This window comes from Sphingomonas parapaucimobilis NBRC 15100 (genome assembly GCF_000787715.1).
Taxonomy (GTDB): Bacteria; Pseudomonadota; Alphaproteobacteria; order Sphingomonadales; family Sphingomonadaceae; genus Sphingomonas; species Sphingomonas parapaucimobilis.
In genome coordinates this window covers 85,844-100,394 of the sequence record NZ_BBPI01000034.1, presented here as the reverse complement: position 1 = coordinate 100,394, position 14,551 = coordinate 85,844, and the positions used below count along the sequence as shown (strand labels likewise).

The 14,551-nt window shown below is 66.4% G+C and carries 14 protein-coding genes; 5 read left to right on the top strand and 9 right to left on the bottom strand.

Annotated features, from left to right (window positions below):
* Window positions 1-40: 40 nt before the first annotated feature.
* Genes SP5_RS05980 through SP5_RS05955 form a run of 6 tightly spaced genes read right to left on the bottom strand, consistent with a single transcriptional unit; the run spans window position 41 to window position 6,081 of the window.
* Window positions 41-1,003: an FAD:protein FMN transferase gene (locus SP5_RS05980; RefSeq protein WP_245613420.1), complete on the bottom strand. Its 963-nt coding sequence runs from the start codon at window positions 1,001-1,003 to the stop codon at window positions 41-43.
* Window positions 1,000-1,845, bottom strand: a complete 846-nt coding sequence (locus tag SP5_RS05975) for a DUF4198 domain-containing protein (RefSeq protein ID WP_042485499.1) — start codon at window positions 1,843-1,845, stop codon at window positions 1,000-1,002. Before SP5_RS05975 ends, SP5_RS05980 begins: the two co-directional genes overlap by 4 nt.
* A gap of 17 nt (window positions 1,846-1,862) precedes the next feature.
* The gene (locus SP5_RS05970) at window positions 1,863-2,345 is read right to left on the bottom strand and encodes a DUF2271 domain-containing protein (RefSeq protein ID WP_174435513.1); all 483 of its coding nucleotides are present in this window, start codon (window positions 2,343-2,345) and stop codon (window positions 1,863-1,865) included.
* Between the two features lie 14 nt (window positions 2,346-2,359).
* Entirely contained in the window at window positions 2,360-2,998 is a 639-nt protein-coding gene (locus tag SP5_RS05965; RefSeq protein ID WP_042485493.1) for a PepSY-associated TM helix domain-containing protein, read from the bottom strand.
* Window positions 2,995-3,678, bottom strand: coding sequence for a Fe2+-dependent dioxygenase (locus SP5_RS05960; RefSeq protein ID WP_042485490.1), 684 nt, complete (start codon window positions 3,676-3,678; stop codon window positions 2,995-2,997). Before SP5_RS05960 ends, SP5_RS05965 begins: the two co-directional genes overlap by 4 nt.
* 18 nt (window positions 3,679-3,696) lie before the next feature.
* Window positions 3,697-6,081: a TonB-dependent receptor gene (locus SP5_RS05955; RefSeq protein WP_042485488.1), complete on the bottom strand. Its 2,385-nt coding sequence runs from the start codon at window positions 6,079-6,081 to the stop codon at window positions 3,697-3,699.
* A gap of 252 nt (window positions 6,082-6,333) precedes the next feature.
* On the opposite strand from SP5_RS05955, the gene SP5_RS05950 reads away from it, so the two are divergent.
* The 3 genes from SP5_RS05950 (at window position 6,334) to SP5_RS05940 (ending at window position 9,773) form a co-directional block, all read left to right on the top strand.
* On the top strand, window positions 6,334-7,614 hold the full coding sequence (locus tag SP5_RS05950) for a cyclic di-GMP phosphodiesterase (RefSeq protein ID WP_042485483.1): 1,281 nt from the start codon (window positions 6,334-6,336) through the stop codon (window positions 7,612-7,614).
* A 174-nt stretch (window positions 7,615-7,788) separates the two neighbouring features.
* Window positions 7,789-9,405 carry an NAD(P)/FAD-dependent oxidoreductase gene (locus SP5_RS05945; RefSeq protein ID WP_042485768.1) on the top strand — a complete coding sequence of 539 codons (1,617 nt, stop codon included), beginning with the start codon at window positions 7,789-7,791 and terminating at the stop codon, window positions 9,403-9,405.
* Window positions 9,402-9,773, top strand: coding sequence for a reverse transcriptase-like protein (locus SP5_RS05940; protein WP_245613419.1), 372 nt, complete (start codon window positions 9,402-9,404; stop codon window positions 9,771-9,773). The genes SP5_RS05945 and SP5_RS05940 overlap by 4 nt, the downstream gene beginning before the upstream one ends.
* A 191-nt stretch (window positions 9,774-9,964) precedes the next feature.
* Here SP5_RS05940 and SP5_RS18710 read toward each other — a convergent pair whose 3' ends face one another.
* On the bottom strand, window positions 9,965-10,399 hold the full coding sequence (locus SP5_RS18710) for a nuclear transport factor 2 family protein (RefSeq protein ID WP_084220582.1): 435 nt from the start codon (window positions 10,397-10,399) through the stop codon (window positions 9,965-9,967).
* 79 nt (window positions 10,400-10,478) lie between these two features.
* Window positions 10,479-11,378 (bottom strand): alpha/beta hydrolase family protein, encoded by a 900-nt coding sequence (locus tag SP5_RS05935; protein ID WP_245613418.1) that lies wholly within the window; start codon window positions 11,376-11,378, stop codon window positions 10,479-10,481.
* A 145-nt stretch (window positions 11,379-11,523) separates the two neighbouring features.
* On the opposite strand from SP5_RS05935, the gene SP5_RS05930 reads away from it, so the two are divergent.
* Both SP5_RS05930 and SP5_RS19460 read left to right on the top strand, forming a co-directional pair.
* Window positions 11,524-12,372: a LytTR family DNA-binding domain-containing protein gene (locus SP5_RS05930; protein WP_084220581.1), complete on the top strand. Its 849-nt coding sequence runs from the start codon at window positions 11,524-11,526 to the stop codon at window positions 12,370-12,372.
* 603 nt (window positions 12,373-12,975) lie between these two features.
* A complete protein-coding gene (locus SP5_RS19460; protein WP_167334681.1) occupies window positions 12,976-13,146 on the top strand; it encodes a hypothetical protein in 171 nt (56 codons plus the stop codon).
* Window positions 13,147-13,199: 53 nt separating this feature from the next.
* Here the strand turns inward: SP5_RS19460 and SP5_RS05925 are convergent, their stop codons facing one another.
* A complete protein-coding gene (locus SP5_RS05925) occupies window positions 13,200-14,540 on the bottom strand; it encodes a chloride channel protein (protein WP_042485476.1) in 1,341 nt (446 codons plus the stop codon).
* Window positions 14,541-14,551: the final 11 nt, after the last annotated feature.

Sequence of the window (14,551 nt, the reverse complement as noted above, 5' to 3'; positions counted from 1 at the left end):
ACCAGCTTCGCTGGTCCCCCTCCTCTTACAGGGGGGAAAGTCAGGCGAGCATTGTCCGAAGCGGCTTCGTCAAAATTTCCTCCACTCCATCCCCCCTACGCACCACGACCCGCGCCGCCACCTGCATCGGCGCCAGCGCGGACAGGTCGGGGAACAGCACCGCGACGGCGGTCGCCAGCGCATCGGCCAGCATCGCGGTTTCGGCGACGACATGGACGGCGATCACCCCGTTCGTCGGCGCATACCCGGCACGCGGATCGAGGCCGTGCTCGCCCTTGCGATAGGTCCCGCTGCCCGCCACTGCCATCTGGTGCAGCGCCACCCGCATCGGCGGCAGATCGACGCCCGGCGGTGTTTCCAGATCGACCCACCAGGGATCGCCATCGGGCCGTGTGCCGCGCCCGACCAGTTCGCCGCCCACCTCGACCAGGCAGTGTCGAAAGCCCAAGCCTGCCAGCGTGTCGGCGACCGCATCGGCGGCATAGCCCTTGGCGATGCCTGACAGGTCGAGCGCGATGCCGCCCGGCTGCCACAGCGTCGCCCCTTCGGCATTCCAGCGCAGGTGCCGCCAGCCACTCACGGACCGGGCCTGCTCGATCGCCGCCGCATCGGGCACGGGCTGCGGCCCCTTCGGCCCATGGCCCCAGAGATCGACCAGATGCCCGATCGCCGGATCGAACGCGCCGTCGCTCAGCGCTGCGACGCGCAGGGCCGTGTCGATCACCGCTGCGAAATCGGGCGGCAGCGCGCTCCAGCTGCCCGGTGCCGAACGATTGAATCGCACCAGCTCCGAGTCGGTCGCCCAGTGGCTCATCTGCGCGACCAGATCGTCCAGTCGCGCCTGCACCGCCACACCCACGCCTTGCGCGCCGGGCACGTCGCGGGTGGCGTAGAGCACCCGCCACATCGTCCCCATCGTCTCGCCGCCCAATGTCACGACCGCCGCCGGATCGCCGTTCGCCACGGCAGCCGGGTCGATCCGGGGCGGCAGGACGATCCTCACGGAGTCATGACTTCCAATGTGGTGGTATAGCTCATCCGCCGCTGCGTGGCGCGCGGGGCGGTAGGCTTGTCGTCGGTCAGCGTGGCGTTCAGCCAGTACATGCCCGCCGCGGGCCAGGCATAGCTCAGCACGCCTTGCGCATCGGTCGTCACCTCCTTGGCGCCCTCGGCATCGCGGTAGCGCTTGCCGCCAGGGACGATCGTGACCTTCAGGTTCGGCGCGGGCTTGCCGTCGACCAGAAAGCGGAACCTCGCCGTCTCGCCCGCGACCAGCTCGTCCGGGTGGGTGACGGGATCGAGTTCCAGTCCCTTGCCCGTGGGTTTCAGGACGGTGCGGGTCGGCTCGCCCGCCGTGACGAAGATTTCGTTGCGCGCGCTCGTCTCGGTCAGCGTCACGTCGGTCGCATTGGCGGGAATGTCGGCGACGGTCAGCGGCGGCTGGCGCACGCCGTTCGGCCCTGGCGGGCCGCCGCGACCGCCGACGCGCTTCTCGACGCCGTCGACCTTGAAACTGCCCATGATGCCCGACATGGCACTGCTGATCTTCCAGGTGCCGGGCTTGTCGAGCTGCACGTCGAAGACCGAGCGATAGCGCCCCGTGGAGCCGTTCTGGATCCGCCCGGGCGTGCCGTCGGGCTGCCACACCTTCACCCATTCGATCCGGCCGGGCTGGTGGTCGGCATAGAACAGGTCGTTGGAGACGGCACTGTCGACCGTCACCCAGCTATCGGCCCCCGAAAAGATCGTGCCCGAGGGCAGCAGCCACATGCGATGCGCCGAGGCGAGGCCGGGGATCGCCAGCAGCGCGGCGGCGGCGAGCAGCTTGATGCGGTGGTTCTTCATGATGATCCTCCCCTGTGTCAGCGTGCCGAGACGGTCACGGCGCCCAGTTCATGGCTGCCGCTCGCTCGCGCGTTCGGATTGGGTATGGTCAGCGGCACCTGCACGAGTTCGCGTCCGCCGGTCTCGCGTGCGGCCTCGACGTTCAGGACATATTGGCCGGGCTTCAGGTCGGTGGGCAGCGGGATCGCATGGATGCCGGGCGCGCGGGTCGCGCCGCTGATGCCGCTGGCGGGCATCGCCATGCTCCGCCCGCCTTTCCGCCACCAGGCGCGCAGGTCGGACAGCCATTTGGTGCCCGGCTCGCCGCCCGTCTTCTTGACGTCGTACCAGATGGCGAGCGTGCGCGCCGGGCCGCCGGTCGCAGGCTCCAGCCAGACCGCGACATAGGGCTTGTGATATTCGGCGACGTTGAGGCGCGGAATGGTGACGTTCACCGTCGCGGCGCTCGCCGCCCCCGGCAGTGCCACCGCGCCCAGCGCCAGAATAGCGGTCGATCGCATCGCAAGATTCTCCATCAGTGCAGGAAGAAGACGGCGATCGCCGCCGGAAGCAGGAACCCCGCCGCCACCAGCGGCCAGGTCGAGGGCCGGTGCCGCGCATGCATCTGGAGCAGCAACAGCCCGGTCAGGGTGAAGACGATACAGGCGACCGCAAAGACGTCGATGAACCAGAACCAGGCGGTCCCGGCATTGCGCCCCTTATGCAGGTCGTTGAGATAGGAGACCCAGCCGCGATCGGTCCGCTCCGAGGTGATCGCGCCGCTCGTCCGGTCGATGCTGACCCAGGCGTCGCCGCCGGGGCGCGGCATGGCGACATAGACTTCGCCGTCCGACCATTCGCCCGGCCGCCCGGCGGGGTCGAGATCGACCGCGCGCTCCACGGCTTCCGCCACGCGAGGCGGCAGCGGTGCGTCATTGGCCTTGGGATGCGCCAGCAACGAGCGCAGGCCGGGGGCGAGCAGCCCGCTCTTCTGCACCGTCTTCGGGCTGGCCGAGATGCTGGCGGCGTGATTCAGCGTCAGCCCGGTGATCGCGAACAGCATCATGCCGACCAGCGACACGGCCGCGCTGATCCAGTGCCAGGTGTGGAACTGCTTCAACCACCAGCTGCGCCATTTGCGCTTCTTCGGCTTTTGCAGGACAGCGGCGCTCATGCGTCGGCCCAACGACGCAGCAGATTGTGGTACACGCCGGTCAGCTCGACCACCGAGCGATCCCCCTGCCCCTTGTCCGCGCCCACCCGCTGCACCGCGCGGTCCAGGTCGAACAGGATACGCCGCTCGCCATCGTCACGGACCATCGACTGGACCCACAGGAACGAGGCGACGCGCGTGCCCCGCGTGACCGGCTCGACCCGGTGCAGGCTGGAGGCGGGGTAGAGGACCGCGCTCCCGGCCGACAGCTTTACCCGCTGTTCGCCGTACAGATCCTCGACCACCAGCTCGCCGCCGTCATAGGCGTCCGGGTCTTCGAGGAAGAGGGTCAGCGACAGGTCGGAACGCATCCGGAAATCACTGCCCCGCTTCAGCCGCACGGCATTGTCGACATGCACGTCGAACGCCTGTCCGCCCGCATAACGGTTGAACAGCGGCGGATAGACTTTCAGCGGCAGGGCCGCCGCCACGAACAGCGGCGAGCGACCCAGCGCGTCGAGGACCATCCGCCCCGCCTCGACCGCCGCGCCTGAATCCTCCGGCAACTGCTCGTTGCGCTTGGCGAGCGCCGCCTGCGGGCCGGAGGTGGCGTTGCCGTCCGCCCAAGAGCCGCCGTCAATGACGCGGCGAACCTGGGCGACCCCGGCGGGATCGAGAATATCGGGAAGGACGATCAACATGGACGAAGGCTAGTCCGGTCAGAAGTTGTAGAACAGGCTCAGCGTCGCCTGACGCCGGTCGCCGGGGATCGCCCAGCCGCCGGTGATGTTGCCGGTCGTCGCATTGATATTGTTGCGCACGCCCGTGACGTATTTCTCGTCGGTGAAGTTCTGGACGTTGAGTTGCATCGTCCAGCGCTGGGCGATGGTATAGGCCAGAAAGGCGCGGTGGATCAGATAATCGTCCACATGGAACTGCACCCGGTTGCCCGCGACGGGGAAGTTGGTCGCGAACGATCCCTGATAGGTCAGGCCGTAACCGACCTCCAGGCCGAAGGGCAGCTTGTAGGTGGTGAACAGGCTGCCCGAATGCTCGGGCGTCTGGACCAGCTCGGCCCCCGCCTGCGGATCGAGCACACCCGCCGCCTTGTCGCGGTTGGAGATGCTCTGCAGCACCTTGCCGTCGAGATAGGTATAGTTGGCGAAGATCGTCCAGGCCGGGGTGATCGATCCCGACGCGCCCAGCGCGGTGCCGTCCACCCGGCTGCGCCCGTCCAGCACCTGCAAGCCCACCGGCAGCGCCGGATCGTTGGAGGGCACGCGGTAATTGGTCCGCTCGTTACGGAAGACGGCGGCGGTCAGCTCCAGCCGACGGCCGAACAGCCCGGCCTTCACCCCCGCCTCATAGTTCTTCGCGGTTTCCGGCGCCACGGCGCAGGGGTTCGCGGAGGTCGCGGTCGACGGCACGCCGCAACCCAGCCGGACGGTCGTCGAGGACGGCGTCTTGGCGTTGCCATAGCCCGCATAGACGCTGACATTCTCGACCGGGTGGAACACCGCGCCCGCCCGCCACGAGAACAGCTTTTCGCGGCTGATCTGCGGCTGATAGGCGAGCTGACCGGCATTGGCCGCCGCCAGCGGCAGGGCGCGGAAACTCGCTTCCTGATATTCCCAGCGCACCCCGCCGTTCAGCTCGAAGAAGCGGTTCAACGCCAGCGTGTCGAAGGCATAGACGGCCAGGTTGCGCGTCTCGCTGCGTGACTGGCCGGTGGCGACGAAGTTGATCGGCCCGGCATAATTGGTGTTCGGATTGGCGATGTTGATGGGGGGCAGCGTCACCGCGCTGCCGTCCACGTTGCGCAGCAGCGAGCCTTGCGTGATCCGGTAATTCTCGATTCCGCCCGACATGCCGATGTTCAGGACATTGTGCAGGCCGCCCTTGTCGCCTGCCTCATGGCGCAGGTCGATCTGGTTCATCAGCATCTGGTTCTGCTGATCGCGCACCAGCCCGCGCGGGCCGGAGGGCTGGTAGAAACCGGCGGACAGATTGGCCGGGCACGCCGCGCCGATAGTGGCACCCGGCGTCGCCGTCACAGGCTGTCGGTTGGTCGCGGCCAGGCAGAAAATGCCCTGCGGCGCGGAGGTGACGCTGTTCTGCGTGACCTGCTGCCAGCGGGTCAGGTTACGGACGCTCCAATGCTCGTCGATCTGGTGGCGGAAGGTCGCGGTGAAGCGGTCCACCGTGCTGTCCTGCCGGTCGAGATTGGCGATGCCGAAATAGCTGGAGCGCCTGGCGCCCGGCACGAAGCCGTCGACCAGGCCATTGTCGAACCACGGAATGCCGTACACGGGCGTGTTGCGGTCCTCCTGATGGACATAGGCGAGCGTCAGGCTGGTCGGCCCGCCGATGCCGATCGTGACCGAGGGCGCGATGCCCCAGCGCTGCATCTTCTCTACATCGCGGCCGGGCACGTCGTTATGGTGGTAGGCCCCGTTCAGGCGCACCGCGACCAGATCCGACACGCGGACATTGCTGTCGATCGCGCCGCGATAATAATTGTCGGTGCCGACCGAGCCCTGCATGATGGTCAGCGTCTCGGGCGTCGGCACCTTGGAGACGAGGTTGATCGTGCCGCCGACCGACCCCGATCCGTTGAAGACACTGTTCGCGCCGTTATAGACCTCGACCTGTTGCAGGTTGAACGGGTCGGTGCGGCTATACTGCGCGCTGTCGCGCACGCCGTCGATGGTGATGTCGTTGCTGGCCGAATAGCCACGCAGGTTGATCGAGTCGCCATAACCGCCGCCGCCCTCGCCCGCGCCGAAGGTGATCCCCGGCAGAGTCTGGAGCACATCGCGCAGCGTCTGGAGATTCTGTTTACGGATGGTCTGTTCGCTGACCACCGTGATCGTCTGCGGCGTATCGAGCAGCGCGGCGGTGGCCTTGGGGCTTTCCAGGACAGCGGCGCCGGTGCCGCGCTGGCCGGTGACGATCACGTCGCGCCCGCCGGTCGAATCCTGTGTCTTTGCCGCGGCGGCGGGCGGCGTCATGCCCTCGGTGCGGGGGCCGGTCTCTGCGGCGGCGACATGCGGCGCGGTGGCCAGAAAGCCCACGCACGACAATGCGATGAACGAATGCGACATGAATATTTCCCCTTCGAGGGGCTCGGCTATTGCGAAACATTCTCACTGTCAATGCGATTGCTAATGATTATCATGCTGAAATTAGAGGCGGTGGTCGCGACATAGCCGTCGCTCGTGCCGGATTGGCCCATTGGAACTGCCGGAAATGGACAATGGGCCGCGCCCCTGCACGTCGCCCTCCGCCTTCCCCGAAACGCGGAATCCGATCGTCCCGAAACGAAAATTTTACGACACGAAGCTAGGATTTCCGGGATGAAAGAGCAGCCGACCACGAATCGATACCTCCAGATCGAGAGCCAACAGGTCACGCTCGGCATGTACATCCAGGCGTTGCACTGCTCGTGGATCCACAATCCATTCTGGCGAAAGTCCTTCCTCCTGACCGAGCCGGACGATCTGGAGAAGATCCGCGCATCGGTGCCGTCCGTCACCATCGACCTGACCAAGGGGCGCGGCCCCGTGACGATCGCCGCCGTCGACACCCCCGAATCCTCGCCCGCCCCGGTCGTCGAGGCGATCACCCAGCCGATCGTCACGACCCTGCGTCCGCGCCGCGCCAAGCCCGCGACCGAGGTCGAGCGGGCCAGCGCCGTCTCCGCGCGCGCCGCCGCCGCCGTCGCCCAGCTGTTCGGCGAAGCCCGGCTGGGCCGCACCATCCGCACCCGCGACCTCGTCCCGATCGTCAAGGACATTGCCGAGACGACCGCCAAGTCCGCCGCCGCGATGATCGCGGTCACGCGGCTGAAGGACCGGGACCAGTATATCTATATCCATTCGGTCGCGGTCGGGACCCTGATGATGAACCTCGCGCGTCATCTGGGCCTGAGTGAGGAGGATGTGCATGTCGCCGGCATGGCCGGACTGCTGCACGATATCGGCAAGATGCAGATCGACGCCGATGTCCTCGACAAGCCCGGCCGCCTGACCGCCGAGGAAATGGTGGAAATCCGCCGCCATCCGGGTCTCGGCCACCGGATCCTGGGCGACATGAACGATCTCGACCCGCGCATTCTGGACGTGTGCCGCCATCATCACGAGCGGATGGATGGCGCCGGCTATCCCGACGGCCTGCGCGGCGACGAGATCAGCCAGTTCGTCCGTATCTCGTCCGTCTGCGATGTCTATGATGCCGTGACCTCGATCCGCCCGTACAAGCGGGCCTGGTCGCCGCACGAGGCCCTGGCGCAGATGCTGGAATGGGACGGCCATTTCGACCCCGAGACGCTGCGCGCCTTCATCGCCAATCTGGGGATCCAGCCCTTTGCCGCGCTGGTCCGGCTGCGCTCCAACCGGCTGGGCATCGTGGTGCGCGAAGGGGAATGTCCGACCACGCCGGTCGTGCGCGTCTTCTTCGACATTCCCAGCCATGGGCCGGTCGCGATCGAGGATGTCGCGACCGCACACGACCCGATCCTGCGCGCCGAACGCGGCGATTACTGGTTCGGCGAACGCTGGCCCGCGCTCCAGGCCGAGATCCTGGCGGAACCCACCTTCCCCGAAACCCCGCTGAGCCGCGCGGTCGGCGGGCGATAGATCCGACGGATAGTCCCGATGCGTCGGCGACCAGAATTCGGTCGCCCTTCACAGCGCGCCCCCCTCTTCTCTGCAAGGCGCGGGAAGAGCAGGTGTCCACGAACGTCGCCCCCCAAGCCCCCCCGCCGCACAGCGCGATGGCGGGAGCGCCCGCAATTCTATATGGCGCGCGGGATGATCCGCCTCAGTGAATTGAAACTGCCTCTCCACCATGCGGACGAGGCGCTGCCCGCCGCCATCTGTCGCCGGTTGCGGGTGACGCCGCGCGAACTGGTGCGATTCGTCGTCGCCCGGCGCGGGCATGATGCGCGCGACAAGAACAATATCCAGCTCGTCTATTCGGTCGACGTGAACCTGAAGAACGAGGCCGCCGTGCTGGAGCGCTTCCGCCGTGATCGCGATATTCAGAAGACACCCGACACCCGCTATCACCTTCCCTCCGCGCCGCCGCCCGGCACGAAGCGGCCGGTCGTCATCGGTGCAGGCCCCTGCGGCCTGTTCGCCGCTTTGGTGCTGGCGCAGGCGGGATACCGCCCGATCATCCTGGAGCGCGGCAAGGTGGTGCGCGAGCGGACGCAGGACACCTGGGGCCTGTGGCGGCGCAGCGTGCTCAATCCCGAATCCAACGTCCAGTACGGCGAAGGCGGGGCGGGCACCTTTTCGGACGGCAAGCTCTACAGCCGGATCAAGGATCCCCGCCACCTGAACCGCAAGGTGCTGACCGAGTTCGTCAAGGCCGGTGCGCCGCCCGAAATCCTGACCGAGGCGCATCCCCATATCGGCACCTTCCGCCTGGTGACGATGGTCGAGAGCATGCGCGCGACCATCGAGGAACTGGGCGGCGAATATCGCTTCTCGACCCGCGTCGACGGGCTGGACGTCGAGACGGACGGCGAGGGCCAGCGCCGGGTGCGCGGGCTGCACCTGAACGGCGGCGGCTATCTGGAGGCCGATCATGTCGTCCTGGCCATCGGCCACAGCGCGCGCGACAGCTTCGCGATGCTCCAGGCGGCGGGCGTGTATGTCGAGGCCAAGCCCTTTTCGATCGGCGTGCGCATCGAGCATCCGCAAGGGTGGATCGACCGCGCGCGCTTCGGGCATCAGGCGGGCCACCCGATCCTGGGCGCGGCCGAGTACCATATCTCGCACCACTGCCAGAACGGGCGCACGGTCTACAGCTTCTGCATGTGTCCGGGCGGCACGGTGGTCGCCGCCACCAGCGAAGAGGGCCGCGTCGCGACCAACGGCATGAGCCAATATTCGCGCAACGAGCGCAACGCCAATTCGGGCTTCGTCGTCGCCATCGATCCCGAACGCGACTTTCCGGGCGATCCGCTGGCGGGCCTGGCGCTGCAACGCCATTGGGAGGAGCGCGCCTATGTCGCGGGCGGATCGAACTACAAGGCCCCGGCGCAGCGGGTCGGCGACTTCCTGGCCAAGCGTCCCTCGACCAGCCTGGGATCGGTCACCCCCTCCTATCGCCCCGGCGTGACGCCGACCGACCTGTCCGAATGCCTGCCCGACTTCGTGGTCGAGGCGATGCGCGAAGCGATTCCGGTCTTCGGAAAGCAGATCGCCGGATACGACCATCCCGACGTGGTGATGACCGGCGTAGAGACGCGCACGTCGTCGCCGGTCCGCTTCACGCGCGGCGAGGACGGGCACAGCCTGAACACCTATGGCCTGTACCCGGCGGGCGAGGGCGCAGGCTATGCGGGCGGCATCCTGTCGGCGGCGGTCGACGGCATCAAGACGGCCGAGGCGGTCGCGCGAAGCATCGGGGCGGTGTGAAGATCTTCTTCGACGGCGGCTGTCGACCCGGCGGGATGGAATATGCCTTGGTGCTGGGCGGACAGGCGCTGATCGAAGGCGACCTGGGGCCGGGATCGGCGATGGAGGCCGAATGGCTGGCCCTGATCGCCGCGACCCGCCTGGCGGTCGAGCGCGGCGTGAGCGATGCGATCCTGCTGGGCGATGCCCTCGCCGTCATTGCCCAAGCTAACGGCAAGGTGCGCGTGCCACCGCTCTGCCGCCCCTATTTCGAACGCTGGTCTGCCCTGCCCCGTCCCGCGCGGTTGCGGCTGCGTTACGTCAAACGGACGCAGAACCTGGCGGGGATCGCCTTGGAACGACTGCGGCAGAAAATGGGGAGCGGATAGGCCATTCCCTGATCGCGGCATGTCCGATTAGGGTGGGAAGCCGACATTCCGCTTAGGGGAATAATGCCCCATGGCCGACGCTGCGCCATCCCTCCTTTCCCGCAAAGGATCGTGAATTGGGAATATAACAGGCTTCTCAAAACTCACCGTTCTGAGAAGCCTGCTTGGTGCGAGCAGATTGGCGCTGTAAATCAACTCGCCTTTGCTGGCGGGATCGGGGTGTACTGCGCCGAAACCAACAGCCATTTGCCCGCCGCCCGCTCGGCGACGTAACGAATACGAACGGACCGAGCTACTCCACCTGGAAGAGTGAATGACTTACGTGTGGTGATAACAGCAACGTCGCCGCGCGACCGAATGACCAAAGGTTCACTCGTCATAGCCGGCGCAGGACGCTTCAATTCGGGAGCGTAGAACCCTAGCACCTTCTCTCGAGCATCGACTTCGCCAACTGGTGAAATCTCCTCATAATCCGCAGCCAGGGTCTTCGTAAGCGCGGCAGGATCGTGCTGCATCCGAGCGGTTTCGAAGCGGTCGACCAAAGACTGGACTTCTCGATGCTGTGCATTTGCCGTCGATGCTATCGACAAGGCCATCGGACCGATCGCCCAAATCACCAAACGCATATGTCCCCCTGTTATAAGATTCACGCTGACCCGATAAAGCTTTCGATCAGTATCGATGTTCGGGCAAGCGGTCGCCCCCTCAGCGGCCGCTGGCAAGCTTGGTCGAGAAGAAGCGCACCACATGCCGATCGAAGCGTTGATGGAACGCTACTCGATCGAAGCCCGACGCGCTCTGGCAAAGCTGCGGCATTGTGGCCGGGTCGGCACATGGGGCCAGGAAGTCGAAGTGTCCGGCGCCGCGCACCGCATGGAACTCGGGCTTGTGCGGCAACGCTGCGCGAACCGCATCCGCATAGAATGGCGCAGGTAGAATCCGGTCGTCGTCGGCGCGCCACAGCTGCACCGGGATACGCACGCCGGCCAGCCCGGCACGATCGAAGGTGAAACCGATCGCCGGCGCAGCGACGACGATGGCCTTGATGCGCGGGTCTGTCATCGGCGGCCAGGCGCTCGTTAGCGCCCGAGGCTGCGACCTGAGGAGTGTGCACACGAAGAAGGAGGGATGCTGCACGCAATGATCGGCAAGGCGCGTCATGTCAGGCTTGCCTCCGGCCGCAGCGAGCACCGTAAACCCGCCGGCCGAAAAGCCGAAAGCGCCGATCCGATCAGGATCGATCGCTGCGTGCCCCGGCCATGTCTGCAACATATACGATATGGTGGCGCTCAACGCTGCCGGACGGCCCTCGATCCGGGTCGCCCGGCTGTTGTCCCGCCAATTGTCGCCGGGATGGGTAAGCGCGGCGACGATGAAGCCGGCGCGGGCGAGCGATACCGCCGTATCGACATGACCGGCGAAATCGCCGCCCGTGCCATGCGAGATGACAACCAGGGGATGCTTGCCCTTCGGCACGGGGGCGGCGGTCACCACGTCCTGCGCATAGAGACCAAGCCGCTGGTGAACCGCTGTGCCGGTTGCGGGATACCAGACACCCACCTCGACGCCATCCGGGGTCGTCAGGTGCTGGAACCCGGCTTTCATGGACTGGGCATGAGCGGCAGGGACGATAGCGGCAAGGAACAGGGCAGCGAGAGCGAGGCGTAACGACATGGCGGACTCCGATGTGGCATGTCGCCGCTGACCCGACACAGCCCCCGGTGGAAAGCCGCTATTCGTGAACGGGCGAATGGGTTCGCCAGTCGGCAACCGGGTTTGGCTCGCTGCCGTGGTCGCGGTAAAAGAAGGCGTGATCCGTTCGCCCTTCCTCGCTTCCACCCGTCGTCGCTTGGCGATCCCCGCCGTGCGCTGGATCGGCCTCGCGATAGTCGCAGGTGTCATCCTGGCCATCCTCGGACCTTTCGGCAGCTACATGAATGGCGGCTTGGTCGAACTGCTCAGCTATTGGATCGGCGCGATGGTGCTCGGTCTCGCGCTTTACGGCACGGCCTACAGGCTCGTCGGCAGGTCGACCGTGACGGGTTCGCGACGATGGTGGCTGGCATTGATCGCGGCCGTGTTGCTCGCCAGCCTGGCTGAGGCCCTGGCGACCCGCATGGCTGCGTTCTGGCTTTGGCCTAAGCTGGCTCGGCTCGGCCCTTCGTTCCCGTTGTGGTTCGCGCAAACGGCAACGATCGGGGTGATCGCGACGGCAGCTATCGGCTTTGCGTTGCGTCGTTCCGTGCCGATCTCGCACGAATCCGCCTCACAGCCGTCGATCGATCCGATCGTAAATCCGCTAGGCGGGGAAGTGCTGGCTCTGCAGATGGAGGACCATTATGTCCGCGTACACCGCCCCGCCGGCTCCGAACTGATCCTCATGCCACTCGGCCGAGCGATCGAGGCGGTCGACGCAGACGGGTTACGCACGCATCGATCCTGGTGGGTGGCGGCCCACGCAGTTGCCGCTGTCGAAGGAAACGCCCGCGCCATGCGCCTGCGACTATCAAACGGCTTGGTCGCACCAGTTGCGCGCTCCGCCGTGACGCACCTTAAAGCTGCCGGGTGGATCGAGGATACCACGGGCACCATCGCCTGAAGGCAGGACTGGCCTTCACCGGTTAGCAGCGGCAATCAAAAGGACCGGAGCCTTCCCATTGGGATCAAGTTTCGGGAAGCGCGGATTGTCTGCTAACGGGGTGACGATCGGATGGCTCCGATGGGCGACATGATCGGTATGTCCAACGTTAGGAAAAATGCGGGGGGTTATTGAACCCGAAAGAGATTCAACCTATTGTTGAATCGCTACGTCGATGGGTGACACGATTACTCTTCCGGCAAACGATGGCCCCGAACCGTTGCAGCGGGTCGGGGCCAAATCGTTTTAAGAGAAGGCGGTTCATTGCAGTTCCCCGCCTTCTCTCCCGCTAAGCGGCCATAGTGGCCTTACTTATTGCGGACCGCCTGCACGACCTGAACCGTGAATGCGGCGACGCTGATAATCAGCATAGCTACGTCGAGTATGGGAAACACCCCCTTTCGTGCGGTTGTTTTCGCCTCCACTTGCAGGAAGAGGCGACCCGCCATGCGTATTTAGGTCAGTAGTGCGATTTCGCTACCAACATTTAGATGCACCACCGCGAACCATCTTGGGAGGCGGTTTTGATAGCGGTGCTGCCAACCTGTCGTCACTTCGAAGGTTGTGAATGACGCCACCTTCCCGAAAACGAACGTGATGCGGGAAGGCTGCCCTGCCGTTCGTGTCCATAAGGGGTCCGAAGCGTCCGCTTTCCCAAAATCTGTTCCCGATTGCTTTTTCCCGAAACTGGCGCTTGAGGATGGGAAAATGGGAATGATCGCGCTGAATGAATGACTGCTTTCGGGAAGCCGGAGTGTCCGCAAGTGGGCGTTTCCCGACCCAAACCGCTATCGCCCAACGCCTTCATCCCCCCGCCCCATCGCGAAGGTCCGCGACAGGCCGTGGTACAGTTTCTCGCGGCACACCAGCTGGCTGACCCCGTCGGCGATGAAGGCGGTGGCGAACATGGGCAGCATCAGGCCGCGGCTGGCGGTCGTCTCGGACAGGATGATGACGGCGGTCAGCGGCGCGCGGACCACGCCCGCGAAATAGCCGACCATGCCCAGGATCACGATCGCCGAGGCGGGCGAGTCCGGAAACACCGAGCGCAGCAGATTGCCCAGCCCCGCGCCCACCGACAGCGACGGCGCGAAGATGCCGCCGGGCAGCCCCGCCACCGCGGTCGACAGGGTCGCCAGGAACTTGGCCGGGCCGAACCAGAGCGGCGCATCGACCCCGACGATCATCGCCCGTGCCGCGCCATAGCCGGTGCCCCAGGTCAGGCCGGTGCCGACGCCCAGCCCGGCGACGATGACGCCGCACAGCGCGGCGAACAGGATCGGCCGCTGCCTGCTCCACCGGGTCACGCGGTTGGTGCCCGTCGCCATCATCAGCATCAGCCGGGCAAAGCCGCCGCCCGCCAGCCCGCCGACGATCCCGGCGACGGGGGCCGCGACCAGCGCGGTGACGATCGGCATATGGGCGCCGATCAGCCCGAAATAGACATAATCCCCCTGCGCCGACTGGGCGACCATGCCCGCGATCGCGATGGCCGCGATGACCAGCAGCGTGACCTTCTGCTCATAGGCGGAGGCCAGTTCCTCGATCGCGAACAGCAGCCCGGCCAGCGGCGTGTTGAACGCCGCCGCGACGCCCGCCGCACCCCCCGCGATCAGCACCGCACCGCGGAGCGGCACGCCCAATATGCGATGGGTCAGCCCCATGATGGCGGCGGCGATCTGCACCGTCGGCCCCTCGCGCCCGACCGAAGCGCCGCCCAGCACCGCCGCCAGCGTCAGCCCCGCCTTGGCGACCACGGTGCGGATCGACACCAGCCCACCGGTCGCCCGCTCGGGATCGGCCTGCGCGGCCATCACCTGCGGGATGCCCGACCCGCGCGCGAGCGGCGCGAAGCGGCGCGTGATCCAGACCAGCCCCGCGAACAGCAGCGGCGTCACGACCAGCGGCGCCCAGTGATAGCGATGCGAGAAATGGGTGAAGACCTCGCCCGCCGCATCCGCCGCCTCGGCAAAGACCGTCGCGGCCAGCCCGATCGCAACCGCGCCGATCAGGATCGCCAGCCGGGTGCGGAACTTGACCGATCCCGGCCCCTGCGCCCGCAGCAGCGCACGGTAGCGCGAAGGCGTCCATTTGCGGAACGACGGAAAGGGCGGACTCTGCTCGGCCATGGTCCGCCCTT